General features: G+C 45.5%; 22 protein-coding genes. 11 read left to right on the top strand and 11 right to left on the bottom strand.

Annotated features, from left to right (window positions below):
* Nucleotides 1-18: 18 nt before the first annotated feature.
* On the bottom strand, nt 19-2,277 hold the full coding sequence (locus tag FKV70_RS08955; protein WP_142612602.1) for an alpha-glucuronidase family glycosyl hydrolase: 2,259 nt from the start codon (nt 2,275-2,277) through the stop codon (nt 19-21).
* A gap of 43 nt (nt 2,278-2,320) precedes the next feature.
* Nucleotides 2,321-4,519 carry a glycoside hydrolase family 52 protein gene (locus FKV70_RS08950; RefSeq protein WP_142612601.1) on the bottom strand — a complete coding sequence of 733 codons (2,199 nt, stop codon included), beginning with the start codon at nt 4,517-4,519 and terminating at the stop codon, nt 2,321-2,323.
* 165 nt (nt 4,520-4,684) lie between these two features.
* Between FKV70_RS08950 and FKV70_RS08945 the strand changes: the two genes are divergently transcribed.
* The 5 genes from FKV70_RS08945 to FKV70_RS08925 all read left to right on the top strand — a co-directional run bounded on the left by FKV70_RS08945 (nt 4,685) and on the right by FKV70_RS08925 (nt 7,532).
* Entirely contained in the window at nt 4,685-5,629 is a 945-nt protein-coding gene (locus FKV70_RS08945) for an AraC family transcriptional regulator (protein ID WP_142612600.1), read from the top strand.
* Nucleotides 5,630-6,022: 393 nt separating this feature from the next.
* Nucleotides 6,023-6,418 (top strand): sigma-70 family RNA polymerase sigma factor, encoded by a 396-nt coding sequence (locus tag FKV70_RS08940; RefSeq protein WP_142612599.1) that lies wholly within the window; start codon nt 6,023-6,025, stop codon nt 6,416-6,418.
* Between the two features lie 3 nt (nt 6,419-6,421).
* Nucleotides 6,422-6,577, top strand: coding sequence for a YvrJ family protein (locus tag FKV70_RS08935; protein ID WP_142612598.1), 156 nt, complete (start codon nt 6,422-6,424; stop codon nt 6,575-6,577).
* A gap of 4 nt (nt 6,578-6,581) precedes the next feature.
* Nucleotides 6,582-6,779: a helix-turn-helix domain-containing protein gene (locus FKV70_RS08930; RefSeq protein WP_142612597.1), complete on the top strand. Its 198-nt coding sequence runs from the start codon at nt 6,582-6,584 to the stop codon at nt 6,777-6,779.
* 150 nt (nt 6,780-6,929) lie between these two features.
* Nucleotides 6,930-7,532 (top strand): lysozyme, encoded by a 603-nt coding sequence (locus tag FKV70_RS08925; RefSeq protein ID WP_142612596.1) that lies wholly within the window; start codon nt 6,930-6,932, stop codon nt 7,530-7,532.
* 169 nt (nt 7,533-7,701) lie between these two features.
* Here FKV70_RS08925 and FKV70_RS08920 read toward each other — a convergent pair whose 3' ends face one another.
* Nucleotides 7,702-8,301: a hypothetical protein gene (locus FKV70_RS08920; protein ID WP_142612595.1), complete on the bottom strand. Its 600-nt coding sequence runs from the start codon at nt 8,299-8,301 to the stop codon at nt 7,702-7,704.
* Nucleotides 8,302-9,089: 788 nt separating this feature from the next.
* Here FKV70_RS08920 and FKV70_RS08915 point away from each other — a divergent pair.
* Entirely contained in the window at nt 9,090-9,545 is a 456-nt protein-coding gene (locus tag FKV70_RS08915; RefSeq protein ID WP_244310694.1) for a copper amine oxidase N-terminal domain-containing protein, read from the top strand.
* Nucleotides 9,546-9,799: 254 nt separating this feature from the next.
* Nucleotides 9,800-10,141: a hypothetical protein gene (locus FKV70_RS08910; RefSeq protein ID WP_244310693.1), complete on the top strand. Its 342-nt coding sequence runs from the start codon at nt 9,800-9,802 to the stop codon at nt 10,139-10,141.
* Nucleotides 10,142-10,468: 327 nt separating this feature from the next.
* Here FKV70_RS08910 and FKV70_RS08900 read toward each other — a convergent pair whose 3' ends face one another.
* From FKV70_RS08900 to FKV70_RS08880, 5 genes are all read right to left on the bottom strand, one after another.
* Nucleotides 10,469-11,371, bottom strand: a complete 903-nt coding sequence (locus FKV70_RS08900; RefSeq protein ID WP_142612593.1) for an AraC family transcriptional regulator — start codon at nt 11,369-11,371, stop codon at nt 10,469-10,471.
* A gap of 91 nt (nt 11,372-11,462) precedes the next feature.
* Nucleotides 11,463-11,759 carry a hypothetical protein gene (locus FKV70_RS08895; protein WP_063207311.1) on the bottom strand — a complete coding sequence of 99 codons (297 nt, stop codon included), beginning with the start codon at nt 11,757-11,759 and terminating at the stop codon, nt 11,463-11,465.
* A 287-nt stretch (nt 11,760-12,046) separates the two neighbouring features.
* Complete coding sequence (locus tag FKV70_RS08890) at nt 12,047-12,394, bottom strand: KGG domain-containing protein (protein ID WP_063207308.1); 348 nt, start codon at nt 12,392-12,394, stop codon at nt 12,047-12,049.
* A gap of 135 nt (nt 12,395-12,529) precedes the next feature.
* Entirely contained in the window at nt 12,530-13,291 is a 762-nt protein-coding gene (locus tag FKV70_RS08885; protein WP_142612592.1) for an ABC transporter permease, read from the bottom strand.
* Nucleotides 13,288-14,028, bottom strand: coding sequence for an ABC transporter ATP-binding protein (locus FKV70_RS08880; protein WP_142612591.1), 741 nt, complete (start codon nt 14,026-14,028; stop codon nt 13,288-13,290). Before FKV70_RS08880 ends, FKV70_RS08885 begins: the two co-directional genes overlap by 4 nt.
* 245 nt (nt 14,029-14,273) lie before the next feature.
* Here FKV70_RS08880 and FKV70_RS08875 point away from each other — a divergent pair, with 245 nt between their 5' ends.
* From FKV70_RS08875 to FKV70_RS08860, 4 genes are all read left to right on the top strand, one after another.
* Nucleotides 14,274-14,876, top strand: coding sequence for a TetR/AcrR family transcriptional regulator (locus tag FKV70_RS08875; protein WP_142612590.1), 603 nt, complete (start codon nt 14,274-14,276; stop codon nt 14,874-14,876).
* Between the two features lie 100 nt (nt 14,877-14,976).
* Nucleotides 14,977-15,615 (top strand): SDR family oxidoreductase, encoded by a 639-nt coding sequence (locus FKV70_RS08870; RefSeq protein ID WP_142612589.1) that lies wholly within the window; start codon nt 14,977-14,979, stop codon nt 15,613-15,615.
* Nucleotides 15,616-15,803: 188 nt separating this feature from the next.
* Nucleotides 15,804-16,514 (top strand): MBL fold metallo-hydrolase, encoded by a 711-nt coding sequence (locus FKV70_RS08865; protein WP_063207292.1) that lies wholly within the window; start codon nt 15,804-15,806, stop codon nt 16,512-16,514.
* A gap of 271 nt (nt 16,515-16,785) precedes the next feature.
* A complete protein-coding gene (locus FKV70_RS08860; RefSeq protein ID WP_142612739.1) occupies nt 16,786-18,462 on the top strand; it encodes a glycosyltransferase 87 family protein in 1,677 nt (558 codons plus the stop codon).
* A gap of 142 nt (nt 18,463-18,604) precedes the next feature.
* Here FKV70_RS08860 and FKV70_RS08855 read toward each other — a convergent pair whose 3' ends face one another.
* The 3 genes from FKV70_RS08855 to rd all read right to left on the bottom strand — a co-directional run bounded on the left by FKV70_RS08855 (nt 18,605) and on the right by rd (nt 20,000).
* On the bottom strand, nt 18,605-19,015 hold the full coding sequence (locus FKV70_RS08855) for a hypothetical protein (RefSeq protein WP_244310692.1): 411 nt from the start codon (nt 19,013-19,015) through the stop codon (nt 18,605-18,607).
* Nucleotides 19,016-19,063: 48 nt separating this feature from the next.
* Nucleotides 19,064-19,768 carry a Crp/Fnr family transcriptional regulator gene (locus FKV70_RS08850; protein ID WP_142612738.1) on the bottom strand — a complete coding sequence of 235 codons (705 nt, stop codon included), beginning with the start codon at nt 19,766-19,768 and terminating at the stop codon, nt 19,064-19,066.
* Between the two features lie 61 nt (nt 19,769-19,829).
* Nucleotides 19,830-20,000: a rubredoxin gene (gene rd / locus FKV70_RS08845; protein WP_142612588.1), complete on the bottom strand. Its 171-nt coding sequence runs from the start codon at nt 19,998-20,000 to the stop codon at nt 19,830-19,832.

The raw sequence follows: 20,000 nt of genomic DNA, 5'->3' as shown, positions 1-20,000 counted from the left end.
CAAACATGAACTACCTGCTTAATAGATAGGGCGATTTTTTTCGTCAGGAATCCCGCTTTTGCGATAAAAATACGTATTGATTCGATCCCGCCATTCCTCGGCGTGCTCAGCCTGATGTTCAAGCCGTGTCAGCACCTGTTCGTAGATTGTCTCATGTAGTTGCTCTCGCAGACTAATCCATGTTGCATGAAGATGTGCCGCACGTTCTGCACCTTCAAAGTGAGTATCATAAATGTGCTGTATGACCGTTTGTCCGGAGTGGAGCACATGCGTATAAGGGACATGGTGAAAAAATAAGAGCAGCTCATCTGGACAGCTGTCTATAGATTCGTAGATCCCGGCAACAGGAGGAAAATAATGTCCTGCATAGCCTGTTCCCGTCGCAGTCGTGCGATCTACCCCGATTCCCCAGCAATCGGCAAAATGGTAGGTGCCCCACATCGAATATTCATATCCATCTACATCTGGCCCATAGTGGTGATTGGGACTGACCATCCAGCCGACTCCGAGAGGAGCAGTGTAGGACTCGTAGATATTCCATGAATCGAGCAACATTTGCTTAATGGTAGGAATCAACTCGGTATCACCGTTATCCTTACCTTGGCCGCTGAATGTCAGCCGAACCCATTCATCCGCGATTTCATCTGCGGATAGATCCGGGTCCCATGCCAATCGGCCGTAGCCGTAAAGGTTGGATTGGGCGAGCAAATGTCCGGTCCAATTGGTGTCTGCACCAATATTAGAAACAGCGGCTATTCCAAAGTTCGTGGGTTTAGGAATATGATGCGTTGGCTTTTCCTGAAGGCTACCGCTGTTTGCATGGACAATAGCCTTGCCACGATGGGAGTTGGAATTGCTGCTGTTATGCAAAGCGCCACTCACGATGCGCTTGATGGTAGAGCCTTTTCCCTGTGCATAGGTGTCAAAGTCGAGCACTTCCTTCCATTGCGGAACCAGGTAGCATAGATGCTTTTGTTGTCCGGTATACTCCTGCGCAATTTGAAATTCCAGCAGTACCTGAGTGGCTTCCAGCGCGCCGAACAGGGGGGAGACAGGCTCGCGCACCTGAAAATCCATAGGGCCATTTTTAATCTGTAAAATGACATTATCCCGGAACAGTCCATCCAGCGGTTTGAAATGGTCGAAGGCTGCGCGAGCCCGATCCGTCTTGCGGTCACGCCAGTCCTGTTTGCAGTCGTAGACAAAGCAACGCCAAATCACACGTCCACCATAGGGCCGTAGCGCATCCGCCAGCATATTGGCTCCATCGGCGTGATGGCGTCCATAGCTGAAGGGCCCGGGCCGATTTTCAGAGTCGGCCTTGACCACAAAACCACCCAGATCGGGAACGGCTGCGTAAATCTCCCGGGCCTTGGTCTGCCACCATTCAGCGACATCGGGGTCTAGAGGATCGGCTGTGGTTAACCCGCCAAGCTGAATGGGGCTGGCGTAGTTAATGCTCAAGTAGATTTGGATACCATAGGCGCGAAAGATGGCAGCTACCTTGGCCACATCGGGTAAAAACCGATCCGTAATCAGCTCGGTTTCCACCTGATGGACATTCACATTATTAATGGACAGCGCCTGAATGCCTACAGAAGCGAGTAGACGGGCATAGTCTCGGAGGCGCTCCATATTTGTAGTAAAGGCATTGTTGTTGTAGAAAATAGACGCCCCAGCATATCCACGTTCAACGCTCCCATCCATGTTATCCCAGTGATTGATCATACGAATGGGATTAGCTGGATTAGACAATAGGTCTAGAATGGGAGCATGCAATGATTGTTTGGCAGTGGACTTCAGCTTGCCGTCTAGTCCGCCTTGCAGATAGCGCAGCAAATGAAAGACCCCGTACAATACCCCTTTGGAGGTTTGGCCCGCGACTGTAACGCACCGTCCTTTGATATCAGCGTGATCTTGCCCAGTTAAACCTGCAAGCTCCGACACCTCTACCCCGCGAATCCGGTAGCCTTCTGCGCTCACTTCTGCCTGTTCCTCTGCGCTAAAACGTTCTGCTACGCATGGGTGATCCTGGAACGTACCCAGCGCAACAAAGGGTTCATGGGCAGGAACGGTACTTATCTTCGGCTGCTGTCCGAACATGGAGGCCAAACCTTGCTGGAGCTCGCTCGCAGCCGTCTGAAGCACTTCATCATCTGTTTCATGAACCACGATGACTCTACACCAAGCAGGCATCTGTTTCACATGGCGATCACGGCGGTAGTGAAGCCAGGCGTCATAGCCGCTCTCTTTTGGCATATCCATACGCTTGCTCATATTTGATTTGGACCTCCTTTGCGCAAGTGAGGGTTCGTTCGTTTCAGGCATGTTGCTTCTCATCTTGACTCATATGCTGGGGGAGAGTCAGTCGATTCCCTTTGCCTTCATACAGCCACAAAATAGCGGTAACTCCGCGTGGGTAATATTTGCTGCCGTGGGCAATACCGGAGAGCATTTGGTCGCTCCAGCACCAATAGGATTCTTCAGGATGCAGGAGCCATGAGACATGGGCTGCATCAGCCGCTTGCCCCGTTTCCTGCCAAGGCAGCTCCAGCAGCTCACGAGCAATAAACTGTGACAGATAAATTTTGCTTAACCAGGAGTTGTTACTGGTCGAGGATAACTTCCAGCCTCCGTCCTCAAATAGACAAACCCCCGGTACGAGTACGGTTTGCAAATGGCGCCGAAGTGCCTGGATATATCCACTGAACCGCCCATCAGGCTTAAGCGCATCTTCACATCCTGTAAAATAAGGGAAGATCAATCCCTCAATGGCAGGAATAATCTGCGAATCGTTGCCTTCCTTAATGACTGCAGGAATATAGCCTTTGTCTGTCATGTGAGCGGTAATCGACGCTGCGCATTTGTCTGCCTGTGAGCCGGCTTCCTGCGAAAGGGAGCTAAGCCCTTTTGAGGCAAATATCTTTTCCAGCGCAACATATACCGCCCAGCATTTGCTGCCTAAATAAATGTTATTGCGGGACTGACCCAAGGATACATCCAGACTATCGTAAGTTGTAATTTCTGCACCTCCCCGGGTTCTTGAGCTGTCCAGGCCCATTAAGCCGTTTCGTTGGGCCGGATCTGGATGATCTCGCCGCAGCATGCTTTCGAAGCAGTCGCACAAGACAGGCAGCATACGTGCCGTAAATGACTGATCCTGTGTCTGCTCGATATATACCGTGGCGCAGCAAAGCCAGTTTACCAATTCCTCGTGGCTCATATAAGAGAAACAGTCGTCAATCCCTGCCAGCTCATAACAGGAGTACCCCTGCCGGGAGAACACATTAGCCACGCCCATATCATGGGTAAACGTGATCCCCCCTGGATGGGTATGTTCCTCTCCCGGGAAACGTACCTCATCCCGATAGCTATACCTTTGGACAAACCACTCCAGCTCGTTGCGTACCGTCCATGGATTCAAAATCAATTCATAATAAAGCTGATCCGCCGTCAGATCGAGTGTATTCATCATCCGGTACTCGCCTTCGTTCACGATCCAGATCGGTTCGCCATCCTCTTGCTGACTGAGCAATTGGGTGCTGCCGTAATAGCTGTGGATCGCCTGAGCGAGCATAAACTCCTGATCTGGGCTCAGGCTGGCTGATTCGATCCAGTCATTCCCCTGAACACAGGCTGCGGTCAGGTCGTTAAAATGCTTCAACGCATAGCTTCCCACATCTTCAATATCCTTGAACAGCCGGGTATAGTAATATGATGCTTCGATGCCTGTTGTCACAATGCCGCCGCGATAAAAGCATATGGCGAAGGTATACGTGCGCTTTTCCCCTGCGGGAACGTCCATCAGGAGCGCACCTGTTGTGCCCAGGCCAAAGGATAAGTTATCGGCCATGGTTTCCCCAAGCAGCTTCTCCATTGCAAATCCGCTGGCAGGTACCGCCTCGCTGCTGTTGGTCACAATAGCTGTGCTTCGTCCTTGACCGATACCTGTGAGTCTTTCCTCCAATGGAGGAGAATCCATAGTGTCTCTGCGTGGGTCTTCCCCTATAATGCGTATGCCGCTATACGGATCACTGCCTTGATAGCCGAAAAAGGCTCTTCGTGCAGCAGTGCCCTGTGTATTATCGATCGTCAGCTCGGCAAATACTGCCGGAACCAATGCTGCCCGTAGCTCATCTATGCCCGCAATTCCCGGTTCGGGCACCGGGCGAACGGGAGAGTACAGCCGGAACGTCAAATCACCTGCCTGCCATGTATCGGTTCCTGCTTTTAGCTCACGGGTGATGTCTTGGTCGGCAAAGGCAACGAGCAAAGGCTCTGTTTTTTTATCCTTTTTCTCCACATCGTAGCGAGTACTTTCATCCTGTATGGATGCGAAAAAAGGAAGCGCCTCATACGATCCGCCATCCCTGGATTGTAGTCCGATGTATACATTTTCATCAGCAGGTTTGCCTAGCTCCAGGCCAAGTCCGCCGCGATTCCCCTTAAACCCCAGTGTAAAGCTGGAAAATGAACCGATAGGTGCATGCTGCGTGTTATAAAATATGTTTTTCGACATCTATTGAAACCCCTTTCATGATAAAATGTAACGTTGATTAGCTTCAATTAGAGCCTAGCATGACATGTGCCGAGGAACCATTGTCAAATCGCTCAACTATTTATCCAAATCGTGCTGAAAGCGATATACTGGAGATAGCGATGTAAATGAGCCAGGAGGGAAAACATGTCGTCACCACGTTTACCGAAGCGTCCCCATGATCCAGACCTTACGGTCGCCGGAGAGGAATTCTTTTTTCCCGATGTGCGGACTACGGTCAATCTATTTGCCATCCATACACGAAGTGTCAGAAGAGACTGGAATTATCCACCACATGAACATCCGCAATATGAAATTAATATCGTGCTTGCGGGAGAGCAGGTCATGGTTGTGGATGGTCACAGCTTTATTCAGCGACAGGGTGATCTGATGCTTTTGCGCCCGGGAATGGTCCACTCCAGCCGCAGTAGCGGGCAGGGGTTTACGTATTTTTGCATGCATTTCGACATTGATGATAAATTGTTTCTTTCGCTCCTGAGTCGTTTGGAGCAAGTGCTTTTTCCAGCTGATGGCGCGGTGGCGAAGCAGATGGGGCCAGCGCTGAGTAAGCTGCTTGACCTTTCCGCGCTTGAAGACATGGGGATAAGTGGTGATTCGGTGGCAAAGCGTATGCGGATTCAATCTGCTGTATTTGAACTGTTCGCAACGCTGTGGGAGGCAGTATCCAGTGAAGCTGCTCATCTACCAGGGCGTGGATATGTGCAGGCAGAGCTTGCCCATCAGATTGCCAGTCGACTTCAGGGCAGGGTCAATCAGCCTTATAGGCAGGCAGGCTCGGCGGAAAAACAGGATGGGATTGAGGGAATTTCATCCGAACTTGGTATTAGCGTGTCCCATTGCAATCGTGTATTCCGTAGTGTTTTTGGCGTATCTCCGCGAGTGTATCTCTCCGAGCTTGTTTTGCATGAGGCCAAGCTGCTGCTGGCTGATCCGCAATGGTCGGTGCAGCAAATTGCTGAACTGCTCGGCTATGGAGATATTGCACATTTTAGCAGGCAATTTAAACGCTGGTCCGGTCAGTCGCCGACATCCTACCGTAAGAGCGTAGCTCCTGAAAGCTCATCTGAATAAACGTGCTGTTCCCAGATGGCGGTTATACGCTGAGCTAATTGCTGGAAGCTGACGTGTGCATATCCACCAGTCCAATACACACTTACAAAGTGTTGGACTGGTTAGGAGGTTTACCCTTTTTGGTGTCTTCTATTTCAAGAACTGGCGTACCGTATGCCAGTTCTTTTTTTGCTGCCTTTATGCATGGCTGCTTGATGGGAGCGCAACAACGCAGAGCGGACGTGACGCCTCCATGCCTTCCCTGATCTACCTAGATACGACTTTGACCTTGGTTCTATTAATAATAAAAAGAGGAACATTTGTTCTTGATTTTGGGAATTGGTTGTAAAAACACGGTTTTATTTCTCTTTATTAAGTAGGAACAATCTCTTCATAAAGAAGGGGGGGCTTATATTGAATAAGGATGATGAGGTAAATCGTCGTTTTATCAAGTATATGGCCAATCTTATTCACTATAACTCTATCAATTATGACAAAAAGAGACGAGTGAAGGACAGCCGATTCCCGCTGGCTTTAGACAACGATGAAAACCTAGAATCTGTCTTACTTTCTGTTCATGATTCAGAATCTGTGCCACCAAATTTAAAAGATCACATTACGGATCACTCGCTTTACCAAGCTTATGAATCCCTCTCAGCACAACAACAACAGATTTTATCTTTTGCTTACGTACAAGCACTAAATGACAAGGAAATAGCCAGAATATTGGGAGTATCCCAACAAAATGTCTCGAAACACCGCTTAAAAGCTCTAACTAAATTGCGCAGCTTAATAACGGAAGGGGGATAAATTATGACGGAGGGTGACATTGCTGCTTATATTGCTAATTTAGGCTTCCCGATTGCAATTACTTTGTATCTACTTATTCGTTTTGAAAAAAAAATATCTGATCTAAGCGATGCCATTAATGGCTTGAAGAATGAAATACAAAAAAACGTAAAGCGGTGATTTAATGTTGGCCGAACTTTTAGTACAAGCACAGCACCACCACAATCAGGAGGCAACATTACATATCCTAGAATCTTTTACACCAAAGATCAAAGCCTCCTTGCGACAAGTACCCGCCGATCATCGAGATGATTTAAAACAGGAACTCTATGTCAAAATGATTGAGGTTATACAAACTTTTGATATTAGTGAATTGAAATAAAATTTGGAGAGTGGTTGTAAAAAAAGAGACTCATTTCTCTTTATATATATGTGAAGACAATACGGCATTGCAGAAAACTTGGGAATGGTGCTCTGTCTATGATTCCTCCCTATTGTTCTTCAACTAATATTAATTTCAGGAGTGATTATTATGGCAAATTTCTCTTTAGGCACAGATGGAGCAAACCTGATCAAAAAACATGAGGGATTTTCCTTGAAATTTTATGGAGATCCTTATGGTTACCCAACTGTTGGTTGGGGACATTTGATAACAAAGACTAAAGTATATACTAAAAATACAACAGGTAATCCAAATGATTCTCTTCTAACCCAAGCACAAGCGGATGCTCTATCAAAATCTTTAAATCTAGGTTATACTTCACCAATTTCTCAGTCTAAAGCAAATACTTTTTTTGCTGATGATACTGCAAGTGCTGTAGCGGCAGTAAATAACTTGGTACTTCCTAGCGGTCATAAATTTTCACAATCTCAGTTTGATGCACTTGTTTCGCTCACTTTTAATGCAGGTCCTGGGGTGCTAAAAACCAATGATGTAAAAGCTATGCTTGCCAATGCGCATATATATCCAACTTTTGTTGGTCCACTTTCACAAAGTCAAATTGATACTTGTTCAAAATTAGTCAGCAAAGCATTTTCATATGATAGAAATTTACAAAAAAGAAGAAATGAAGAAGCAACTTTATTTTGTAAAGGTAGAAAGTATGCCCATAAATATCCAGTATATACACTATAGTTTAATCGTTTTACGATATAAACAAGAAAGGTCAGCATAAAGGCTGACCTTTCTTGTTTTAAAAAAATTATATTCACAGGCATTTTCAGAATCGCTTATAGGATATGCTTACCGTCCAGGATATTTTCAATTCTATTATCACAGAACTTATTACATAACCTTAATTCATTTAATCAGTCATTTTTTTAAGCTCAAAAATAGTTGCTTCTGATAACAAGATCAGCCTATCGTTATTAACAACAAAAAAACTTACACTTACAGGTATGCTAAGTTTTGTAGAAGGGTCACTTATATCTATTGCTTTTACTACATCATTTATATTTAAGTCTGGGATATCTATTTTATATAATCTATAAAAAGAGTCAGAGTTATGGCATGTCGCTGTAATCTCATATAATGGATTTTTTAATTCATATTGATAATTACTATAATTTTTATGCCCTTTTGATGAAAAAAAGTCTTTTTTAATTATAATTTCATCTCCAATAAATTTTTGCCCTGTTGGATATTCAGAAGCATCATTATATGAATTTGCAAATCCTAAAAGCTTCTCAACTTTCCAAGTTCCATAGAAATATTTCTCAGTTTCACTATCCAAACTTTTACGTTCTACAGTACAATTTTCGGATGTGTTTTTTGGAATAATAGACTCTTTCGTTTCAGGTTTAGGCTCACTGGAGGTATTTGGATTTGACGTTGTTTCAACATTTCCACAAGCAGATGCCAGCATCAACATTATCATAATACAAGCCAATAATGTTTTTTTCATGTCTCACACTCCTACTATAAAGTTATGTTTTCGCATGTTTACTCGCTTGCTAACTGAATTAATCCCCGTATGGATTAAAATCTCCTGTTCCATCGTTTTTATATCACCATGTACTAAAAGCTACTTCCATACAGCGAGTAATCCTCACTGCTGTGTATAACAAATGGGGCGATACTTTTTCTTTATTTTCCGATGCTTTTATCAGTTTTGCCTCAGTATTTTGTTCCGGTTGGGTTGTTACTTGTGTACTGGGAGGCTCGCTCGCACCTCGCGTAACCGTTGTAGGCTTATCTGATCCACATGCTGAAAGCAAAAAACGGCACTCATCTACCTAGCAGAAATTATATCAGAGCAATTGAAGCGATGAATGACATAAAATTAACATTATTTATGAATAAGGTTAACTTTATGTTATCTAAATCACAAACAACAATACTCTCAAATTGAACCTACCCAAGTCATAAATACGGCATTTTGTTCAACGTGGCTTTAGAAAGGTGTATTCAAAGCTCGCCATTACCGAAGCGCAAAACGAGTACAACGATGTTATTAATTAATTTCCAACATACCCATAAGATTGCACTTGGTGACAACGATGCTGGTATTACCCCAAATCAGACCCGCATGTCCGTGGATGAACTTGGAAGTACTTGGTGGGTATGGTAGGATTTTAGTCAAGGTATACATTCTTGTGATATGCTGGCTATTTGCATGGTCTATTCCACAGAATTTTCAAGTTTCAATGAGTTTTATAAATTTGTTTTTACTTAAAAAGGAGATATCATACGTTGAAGAAAGCAGTCCATACCATATGCTTTGCTGTGATTTTCTTTGTAATCGTAGATCGAGCCAATGCTGCACTTCCTAAATATTTGTACAATCTTGTCCTTACAGTAAACAATGTTGAAGTCATATCTGATGCAAACCCTTATATCGAACGAGCAACCAATACAACATATGTTCCTATTCGATTTGTATCCGAGAGTTTGGGCGAAAGTGTAAGCTGGAATAGAGAAAAGCAGGAGGTTACAATCCTTTCAGATCATGGTGAAATTGTACGTCTAACTATCGGAAGTAAAGTAGCTTATGTAAATGATATAGAAAAAATAATGCCTAATGCGCCTGTTATGCCAGTCTCACCTAATCGTGTGATGGTGCCTCTCAGATGGGTTTCAGAGGCTATGGGCGCGACCGTAGATAGTACTTTAAGAAACGAGACTATACATATAAACATTATCAACTAGCATCTAAGCAAAAATTGACTTATTCTGATAAGCAGCATCTCTGTGTAGGACTGAAAGTGAACGGTGAAATTTACAATGAGGGAGGTTTTATTAATTGAAAATTGCACTACATAAAAAGTGGGCTTGTTTAGTTGTCCTTGGAGGGACTTTGATCGTAATGGCTACTGGTTTTGGAGAGGATAAGACCTCCTAAACTTCCTGATAAGCCCAAAGAGGCTGCTGTCTCTACATTTTCAGAATATATGAACGCTTCTATGAATCGCGACTACGATAAGATGCTTTCACTGTCTGATGATTATCGTTTTAAAACAGAGCGGGCACGGCTTGACTTTTTAGAAGCCCAAGGGGCACCGATTGATTATCGTATCCTGTCTGTGGATGATTCTAATCCTTCCAAGATTGTTGTTTCTTCGATCACGAAGTATGAGGATATGGAGTTACCTCCTATTAAGCATATTCTTGCTTTTGAAGAAGGAATGTACAAGCTACAAATGAGGAATGTTGTGGTCAATATGATTCCTTCTTCACCTGACTATAAAACAGTCGAGTATGAGCCTGAGAAGGTAGATGATGATTTAGAAGATCATTTCAAGTAATTATTTTTTCAATTTCTTAATCAAACGATCGATAATATATCCTATGAGATACCAGAAACTTATTGTAATGAAGTACACAAGGGCTATGGGGATATGTGCTTTTCGCACAAATTGAAAAGATTCATGCATCCAAACCAACGGGCTAATCATAGCCAAAAGTATATTATAGTTGTCATATCCCGTAATATTTATAGCGATAACTATACATGAGACTAGGAACAACCAAAAGCGAAAGGACTTCATGGTCTACACCTTTCCTTTTAAAAAAGAAGCCGAGAGACGATTACCAGCATCCTGAGATCGTGGCGGCTTCTAGGGATTTTTTTATTACACTTTTTTCACAGGACGTAACACTGCGTAGCCGTATCCTTCAGGGAAATGCCGTTGATAATCCTGCTTCGTTTCCTCATCCCATTCATACCCCATACTGTGTGGGTCGAAGTTCCAGGCTTTTTCCTCCACCACTCTCATAACATCTCCATTGTTTTTTAAATAGTTAAAGGGTGGATGGAAAAACACCAGATAATCTGATTCGGGGATGTTTCGGCACTCCATACCTGCTGGAATCTCTCCAGTGTAGTCAGCAGCAACCGGTATTCCATACAGATAACCCTTTTGACCATGCTGATAGAACCAACCTGCGGTTTGACCCAATTGTCCGGGAAGCTTAAGGTGAGACATGCTTTCCAGAGTTCCGCAAATTTCATCACAATTATGACCGTTTCTCCAGAAATCACCGTAGTTTCGAGAAGAGATATCCCAGATCCCAATAAATTTGTGTGCTGGTATATGCTCGATTTTGACTTCAGCTTCTTGTAAATGCTCCTTAACCATCTTATCCCGCTCCTTCAAATGGTAATGGTAAGGAGAGAACACCTCAGCGCGAATGGCTAATGGAATAGGCCGGGGGTTCTTCCGGTATACAGCCGGGGATACCTCGAACGCTTTTACAAATGCTCGTGTAAAAGCTTCCTGTGAAGAAAACCCATACTTTACGGCAACATCGAGGATGCGGACATTGCTGTCCCGGAGTTCAAGGGCTGCCCGGCTAATCCTGCGCATCCATACATAATCCCTTAACGTCATTCCTGTCAGAGAATGAAATTGCTTTGTACAGTAATAAGGTGAATAGCCTAGCTGGTCGGACATTCTCAACAACGATGGCGCTGAGGTAAGATTATTATCAATCCAATCAATCATAAGCTGGACCATTTCGTTCCATTCGTACACGAGGGTTCCCTCCTTTCGACTCCATCTTAACAGCCGGAATGCAGGAATATTTGACTTGAGTTGCATGAACAACACTTTTGTTTTGTTCTGTTTACTCCTCTACATAACAGATATATGGGTGTTGAAAGTACTTTTGATCAGACACAAAATAATATTGTTTTCCTACAACCAGAGGAGGGATTATAGACTGTGAGGAAATATATAATTCTTTATATCCGCCTCCGTTAGAAGCATCTCTCTGTACAACTAAGTAATCGTCTGTAATTTTAACTAATTTGGCAGTTTCAGCATGGTGAATTCCTGAATAAAAATAAAGCCAGCTAAAAATCAGTGAAAAAAATATAACACTTAAAATAGATGCAGCTATTTTATTCTTTGTAATCAACATTCGTGCACCCCCATAATTCATGTATAAGTCAGGTGACATAAGAAAAAGAATCTACATTATTCCGTTCTTTCATCCGCAATAAAATATGTATGATTGGTTATTTATCCTGTATATGTATATTGTAAGATGTATGGTCGGATGATGAAAGTAGTTTTCACACAAAAAGCCTACCTACCGGAACACCGGCAGATAGGCTTTTATAACATAAACATTCACTATACTTCATAACCGTATGCAGTCTGTGCCTTACATTGCAATCGCACCGACAGCATATTTTTGGTCTATCGTTAGTTATTTTTACGCTGACGGGCGCGAGCTTCGCCGCCTTTACGGCCTGCTTCTTCCCTGCTCATTTTCCCGTCGCTATCACTTTGGTCTGAATTGCCACGGGCTTCACCGCCCTTGCGACCGATTTCCTGATAGAACTCCTTGCCATGGTTTTTGGAAGTGGCTTCGCCGCCTTTTTCACCAATCTCCTGATAGAAGTCTTTGCCATGACTTTTAGCAGTGGCCTCGCCACCTTTTTCGCCGATCTCTTGGTAAAATTCTTTGTCGTGATTTTTAGCAGTAGCTTCTCCACCTAAACGTCCTGCCTCTTCGCGACTCATTTTGCCATTTTGGTTGTTGTTAGCCATGTTCAATCACTCCTCATCGAATTTTAGTAAAGCGTCTACGTGTATCTATTAACCCTCGTGTCAGGAATTAAACATGTCTATTTTATTTTGATAAATGGAAAATGGTTGGTAAATAACTGGGTATACCCGTCTCTATCAGACTTCCCATGACTCTGTGCGCAGTTGTTGCTGGCGGGTAAATAATGTCGGGTAAATGAACAGGCTGAGCAGCACGCTGGTCAAAATGGCAGAGGTCATAGTCGTGAATACGATGAGCAATTGCAAACGCACGGCGACAATCGGATTGGCGCCTGCGATGATTTGTCCGGTCATCATGCCGGGAAGCTGAACAAGCCCGAGTGTTTTCTGACCCTCAATGGTGGGAATCATACTGGAACGTATGCAATTCTTCAGTATAGGGAAGATGGCTTGTCGAGGTGTTCCCCCCAGAGCGAGAATGAGCATGATTTCAGGCTTGCGCAGCAGGACTTCCGACTTGAGCCGTGATACCAGCAGGCTGGACAAAATCATGGAGCTGCCGATGATCATCCCGCTAATCGTAATCATATACCGGGCTGTCGCCGGAATGATGTGCAGGCCAATCAGGAATGCCTGTGTTACGATTTCCACACATAGCAACGTCAGAAATGACTTCCACATGAGACGGGGGATAAAACGTCCTTTGCGTGCAACATTTTGAGAAGCTACAGTGATCATCAGCAGAATGAATAATACGATAAATCCGTAGCTTTGCATCCCAAAAATCAAATGCAGCACATATCCAATCGCCAGTAGCTGAACGGATGCTCTGATCGTAGCAATAATAATGTCTCGGTCCAGACCGAGTTTGAAGGACTTGGACATGACGATGGCAATAAATACAAAACCCAGAGAAAGAATCAAAGCAACAATCGTCATAGCCATTCTCCTGCTACAAACTTGCGGGTTTCACTATGCTGTGGAGCGTTAAAAAACGCCTCTGTATCCGCTTGTTCAACCAGTCTTCCGTCGATCATCAGCCATGTCTCGTGACCTACCCTGCGGGCTTGTTCCATATGGTGCGTAATCCAGATCATCGTTGTTCCCTCTTCTTTGTTCATTTGAAGCAGCAGTTCCTCAACCTCTTTGACTGAGGCGGGGTCCAGTGCGGAAGTAATCTCATCCAGTAGTAAAATATCCGGGCGATTCGCGAGCGTCCGCGCCAGGGCCAGGCGCTGTCTTTGTCCGCCGGACAGCTCTTGCGCCTTCTGCTCCAGCAGGTCACGAGTGAGTCCTACGCGCTCTAACAGGCCAACTGGATCTTCCAGTACCTTACCATGTAGCCGCTCTACGGTCTGGAGGTTGTAGAGGACCGTACCCTGAAGCATGGGGGCATCTTGGAAAACCAATGCTACCTTTCGTCTCAGTTCAGGGATCTCCCACTCGGTTATAGGCTTACCAAGGATGCTGATTTCTCCTTCATCCGATGTTAGCAAAAGATTGCACAGTGAAAGCAGCGTGCTTTTGCCAGACCCTGACGGACCGACCAGGGTCGTGATTTTTCCGCGAGAGACTTTTGCCGTAATTCCGTTCAGGACAGCACGTTGTTGTCCCGACCCGGTGAAATATTTGGTGACATGGTTAAACTCAATAGCTGGAAATGGCTTGGGCTCCATAGATATAGCTAGCTCCTTTGCAGGGAATCGGAAAAAATATCAGATCGGCTTTATCATCTCTTTGTATTATACCAGTAATATCCTACAGGCTCTTCTTCTAAAAAAGGGCTGGGATATGGAGCTGTTTGCAAACGGTACTTTCTTTGTATAAACTAACATGATTAGTTAAGATAGAATAAGAATTTAGTTTGTATATGTATATAAAAATGACCTTACATAGGAATTCAACGAAAGGGGACAGGATGATGTCACCTAGAAATGGACTAAAGCTACAAGATATCCTGGCGGCTGCCGAGGATATTGCCAATGAACGGGGGATGGGAGATGTCACGCTCACTACGTTGGCGCAAAAGCTGCATATTCGCCCCCCATCCTTGTACAACCACGTAAATGGGTTGAACGGATTACGTCAAGTGCTGGCATTACATAGCCTCGGAAAATTAGAGGAAGCATTGATGAGCGCAGCCGTAGGCCGAGCAGGCGAAGATGCGCTGACTGCTATGGGGAGTGCGTATATGCAGTATGCGCGCGAGCGGCCTGGTTTGTATGAAGCGATGCTGTATGCAACCGACCGAAATGATATCGAGCTGAGACACGCTGCAGATCGCGTAGCGGAGCTCGTCATTACCGTGCTATCCAGTGGCTACGGCTTCAACGAAGCAGATTGCATTCATGCAGCGAGGGGATTCCGCAGTCTTCTTCATGGTTTTGCCTCGCTTGAACCAAAGGGCGGTTTTGGTTTACCTGTAGATGTGGATCAGAGTATTGAAGTGATGATGGACACCTTTTGCGCAGGTCTTCGTGTGTTGCAGCAAAAGCGAGAGGGAGAGCCTTCAGATAAAAACTGAATTCAACCTGATTTAGCCATACGATTGCCTTCTGGACTCAAAGGGTAAAATATATCAGTCTACTGTAGACGAGAGACTGTGAATATCAGGAGGGATTTGAGTGAACGTACTGGTGATTGGTGCCAATGGAAAAGTAGGCAAACATCTCGTTCGCCTACTGGGGCAACATGGACCACATCGCGTAAAGGCGTTGATCCGCAAATCGGATCAGGCGGAAGCGCTTGAACGTTTGGGAGCAGAAACGGTAGTAGCTGACCTTGAAGGGACGGTAGGTGAAATTGCCGCAGCTATACAAGGCAGCGATGCTGTCGTGTTCACGGCAGGCTCCGGCGGCAACACAGGAGCGGATAAAACGCTGCTCATCGATCTTGACGGAGCAGTCAAGGCGATGGAAGCCGCTGAGCAAGCGGGTATCCGGCGCTTCATTATGGTCAGCGCTCTACACGCAGAGAACAGGGAGCAATGGCCTGAGTCGATTAAGCCATATTACGTGGCAAAGCATTATGCAGATCGCTTGCTGGAAGCGAGCAATCTGGATTACACGATTCTTCGTCCAGGCGGGCTGACAGATGATGCTGGTACTGGCAAGGTTGATACCATTGGAGATCTCACCAGCCATACCATCCCACGAGAGGATGTAGCGGCAACGGTGGTAGCAGTTCTGGAGGAAAAGCAAACGTATCGTCGTGCGATTGATTTGGTGTCCGGCAGTACGCCTATCGCTGAGGCCATTCGGTAAAGCTGATGACTGAACGGTATATGCATAATATGAATAAAGGCAGACCCAGAGGTAGGATTCCGGGTCTGCCTTTTGCCTTTTGTATAACGTTTCCGCGGGTATATACGAAAAAAGTTTGATTTTGACTAATTATATTAATTATAATACTAATAGTATTAGTTTAAATGAAAACAAGGAGATGAGACAAAATGCGTATCGTTCAGGTGCAGCACCTGTATCAATTGACGTTTATGCCTCGGTTGTTCCCGGTGAACTGTTATTTGGTGGAGGAAAAGGAGGGGCTTACTCTGATTGATGCCGGATTGCCATACAGTGCTAAGGGTATTGAACAGGCTGCGGAGCGGATTGGGCAGCCGATTATACGAATTGTACTTACCCATGCGCATGGAGATCATGTAGGTGCTTTGGATAAATTGAAGGCAAGATATCCTGAGGCGAAAGTATTCATCTCAAGGCGGGATGCTCGGCTTCTGAAGGGGGATGTATCGTTGGAGGCAGGCGAACCGGACACTCCTATTCGGGGCAGCGTGCCAAAAAATATCCTTACCCAGCCTGACATTTTACTAGAGGATGGGGATAACGTGGGTTCGCTGCTGGCGATCAGCGCACCGGGACATACGCCGGGCTCGATGGCATTTTTGGATACCCGTACCCGTGCGTTAATTGCAGGCGATGCCTTCCAGATTCGAGGTGGTGTCGCGGTGGCGGGAAAGCTCAAGCCACTGTTTCCTTTTCCGGCACTGGCTACCTGGGACAAGGATGTTTCGCTGAAAAGCGCCAAAAAGCTGGCGTCTTTCAGCCCTTCTTTATTAGCAGTCGGCCATGGCAACATGCTGAAGCACCCACAATCTCAGCTAGAAAGCGCGATTATGGAGATGGAGCAGCAGTGTTCAGTGTAATGATTCCGTTTTCAGCTAACATTCAGCCAGAACTCACAAAGTCCTAAGCTAAGGCAGATACAATATGAGGAAAATAGAAATAAAGAGAGGTGCATCGGATTTGAACGTTTGGAAAGTGAACGGTCTGAAATACATACTTCTATTTAGTCTCATATTGTGTGCTGCCGTTAGTATCGTATCGTTATGGAGTTATTCAGGCAGTTCCGCATCTCAGTCTGTGGTAGTTAGGCAAGGTTCATCCGGCGGGTTCGAAGGAGGACCAGGCGGAGGTATGGGAGGGCCGGGGCAACGTTCCTCTGACGGTCAGACTGCGGGGAACCGTAGAACAGGAAGTGTAGGACAAGGTCAACAAAATTCGTCCTCAGCATCTACGGATGGGGCGAACAGCTTTGCTGACAGCAAGAACCAGGGGACGACAGGCCAGACGACCAACTCCACTACTGAAAACCCATCCATATCGGGTGACCAAGGTACAAAGGCCGGGAATGATACGTCTGCAACGGACGGCAACGGTGTTGCTAGAGACGGACAGCACAGAGGTCCCGGTCGCATGTCTGGTAACGGAGCTGGAATGGGCATGGGAGGTCCTGGCGGTGGTATGGGTGGTGGAAGAAATGGAAATTCTTCATCTGCTTATGCAACTCCGCTGGCGATTTTCGCCGCTTTGTTCTTCGGTGCATTTGTCTTTATTACATACCGTTTTCGGGCTCAAGAATGGAAGCTCGGGGAACGTAACCGGGGACTGATGCTGTGGACCGTGTTGGGTGCAGGGTTCTTTTTAAGAATGGCGATCACCCCATGGATCTCGGGCCACATGGATTTAATGCTGTTCCGAAACTGGGCTACGACCGCAGCGGATAGCTTGTCAGGCTTTTACACGAATGGTTCCAGTGATTATCCACCGTTCTATATTTATATCTTATATGTGATCGGTAAAATCGGTACTACGGATGCTTTTAGCCCTTATATGTCCGTATTGCTGCGGCTTCCAAATATATTAGCCGATATCGTGACAGCGTACATGCTGTACCGGTTGGCAAGCAAACGGGTCGGCTATGGAGTGAGCCTCGGATTGGCTATATTCTACGTATTTAACCCGGCTATATTTATCAATTCGGCCTTCTGGGGACAGGTAGATTCTTTCTTTACCATGCTGATTGTGGGTATGATTGTGCTGTTGGTGGAAAACCGAATCGGCTGGTCCGCTGTACTATTTACGATAGCGGTACTGATGAAGCCACAGGGCATTATTTATGGGCCGGTTCTGTTCTTCGAACTGCTGAGACAGCGCAAAATACAGCCTTGGCTGTTATCCATTGGCGGCGCCGTTGTGACAACCATTCTGGTCATATTGCCATTTTCGTGGGGGCAGAAGCCGCTATGGCTGCTTGATCTATACAAGGGAACGGTTGGAGAGTATCCATATGCTTCGGTGAACGCGTATAATTTCTTTGCACTCATTGGTGGCAATTATACGCAGGACACTACCACGCTGTTTCTGTTCAGTTACCATACGTGGGGCATGATCTGTATTGTGCTGGTGACTCTGTTTACAGGGTGGATGTATATCCGCAGTCGGAAACCACAATTTGCGGCAGCTGCTGCACTGGTACTCATTGCAGGTGTATTTACCTTCGCCTCCAGCATGCATGAACGATACTTGTTCCCTGCGGCGGCGTTAGCTGTACTGGCGTACTTGTATTTGCGGGATCGCAGATTTTTGTGGCTCGCGGGTGGATTCAGTCTTACGATTTTCCTGAACACCTTTGATATTTTCTATAGCTCTAATGCTCAGGATCATTACGGTATTATTTTGTGTGTGACATCATTGCTAAACGTGCTGTTGTTTGGGTATTTGGTCAAAGTGGTGTGGGATTGCTCCAGGCCGGCTACAGCTCAGGCTGCGCTTCCCAAGGCCACAAATATAGCTTTTTTATCCGCAGAATGAGTGATGGGCGGTCACCGCACAGGTGATCGCCCTTAATTCACATTCATTTTCCGTTGGGCACAAGAAGTGGCCCATAGCCGCCGGACTTCCTTATAGCTGATCCAGTTGCTCCTGCTATATATACGAGCCCGCCAATATTTTTTCACTGCGGCAAGGAAATGTTTCTCTCCACCATAAGAGGGATCAACTTGCGGAATGCTATCGTGCTTGCAGCCTGTTCATCCCTTTGATAGGCTTCATAATCTTTCCTGAAGGTGTCCTGCATTTCCTCCGATAAATGACGGATGTATCGGTGTGCACATGCGGCTACCTGTTCCGAGGATCCGAAATCAACCACCAAATCCAGAACATCCAGCACATAGAATTCCATGGGATTCGGCTGTGGCAAAAACCATCCAGTCAAGATGGCTTGTTCAAGCACCTCGTCGAGATTAGCACCATACTTGTCCACCAAAGGAACGACCTTGTCTCGAATCAATTTCCGCCAATTCCTTCTCCCGAGACGTTTCCTTGGCCAGATTCCATACCTTGCCTTTGTTTCGGAAGCCGCCATATCTATTCCTCTCCATTTGCTTATTTATAAAGAGTAAGCTGTTATACTTCAATCCATATATTCGTTCAGTTTCTGTACATCGCAGATGGTAAGCTCTCGTGTACCCTTGGTATGAATAATCCCCAACTGTTCAAATTTGCCGAATTTGCGGCTGATGGTTTCACGTGTGACACCCACATAATTAGCCATCTCTTCGCGTGAAAGGGGGAGATTTATTTTAATATAGGAGCCGTTCGGCTTGCCGTATTTATGTCCGAGTTCGAGAATCATGTAGGCGATACGGATTTCCGGGTCTTTGGTAGCCAGGCTTTGAGCCAGGTTTTCAGTATGTGCCAAGCGTTTGGTAATCGTTTTAAGCAGCCTCAAGGAGATATCTGGATTGTTGCGGATCAACTCCTCCATATCATCCTTGGTGAGCATACAAATATCCGTATCCTTTAGGGCATATGCACTAAAATTGCTCAGCTCGTCGCTATTAAATATGTTCAACTCACCAAAAAAATCGCCAGTTGTCAGAATGTGCAGAATTTGCTCTTTTCCCTGAGGGGTCATTTTCAAAAGCTTGACGTGTCCGCTTTTAATAATGTACAACGTATCGGAAGCCTGTTCCTCGACAATCAAGGCCTCGCCTTTCTGATATTTGCGGTGCCGGATCATGGAGCTAACCTTGCACAAATCTTCGCAGGACAAAGAGGAAAAGATAGGCACTTTGCGGGCACAGGGCTCCTGTTCGCACTGGCAGGGGCAGGACATCTCATTCACATTCATTCACTCCATTCATCAACCGGAAACTAAAAAGTATAGCGTACTCTTATTATTCTGTATCATCTATAGGGGCAAAATGGCCCTGATCCTCACCACAGACTGGACAAACCCAATCTTCCGGAAGCTCTTCGAACGCTGTACCTGGCATAACGTCTTCATCTGGGTCACCCATAGCAGGGTCATAAACGTATCCACAGGGTTGACATACATATTTTTTCAT

Origin of the sequence: Paenibacillus ottowii (genome assembly GCF_006874425.1) — a bacterium.
Classification (GTDB): Bacteria; Bacillota; Bacilli; order Paenibacillales; family Paenibacillaceae; genus Paenibacillus; species Paenibacillus ottowii.
The sequence above is the reverse complement of the archived record's forward strand: the minus strand, read 5'-3'. Positions and strand labels throughout refer to the sequence as shown.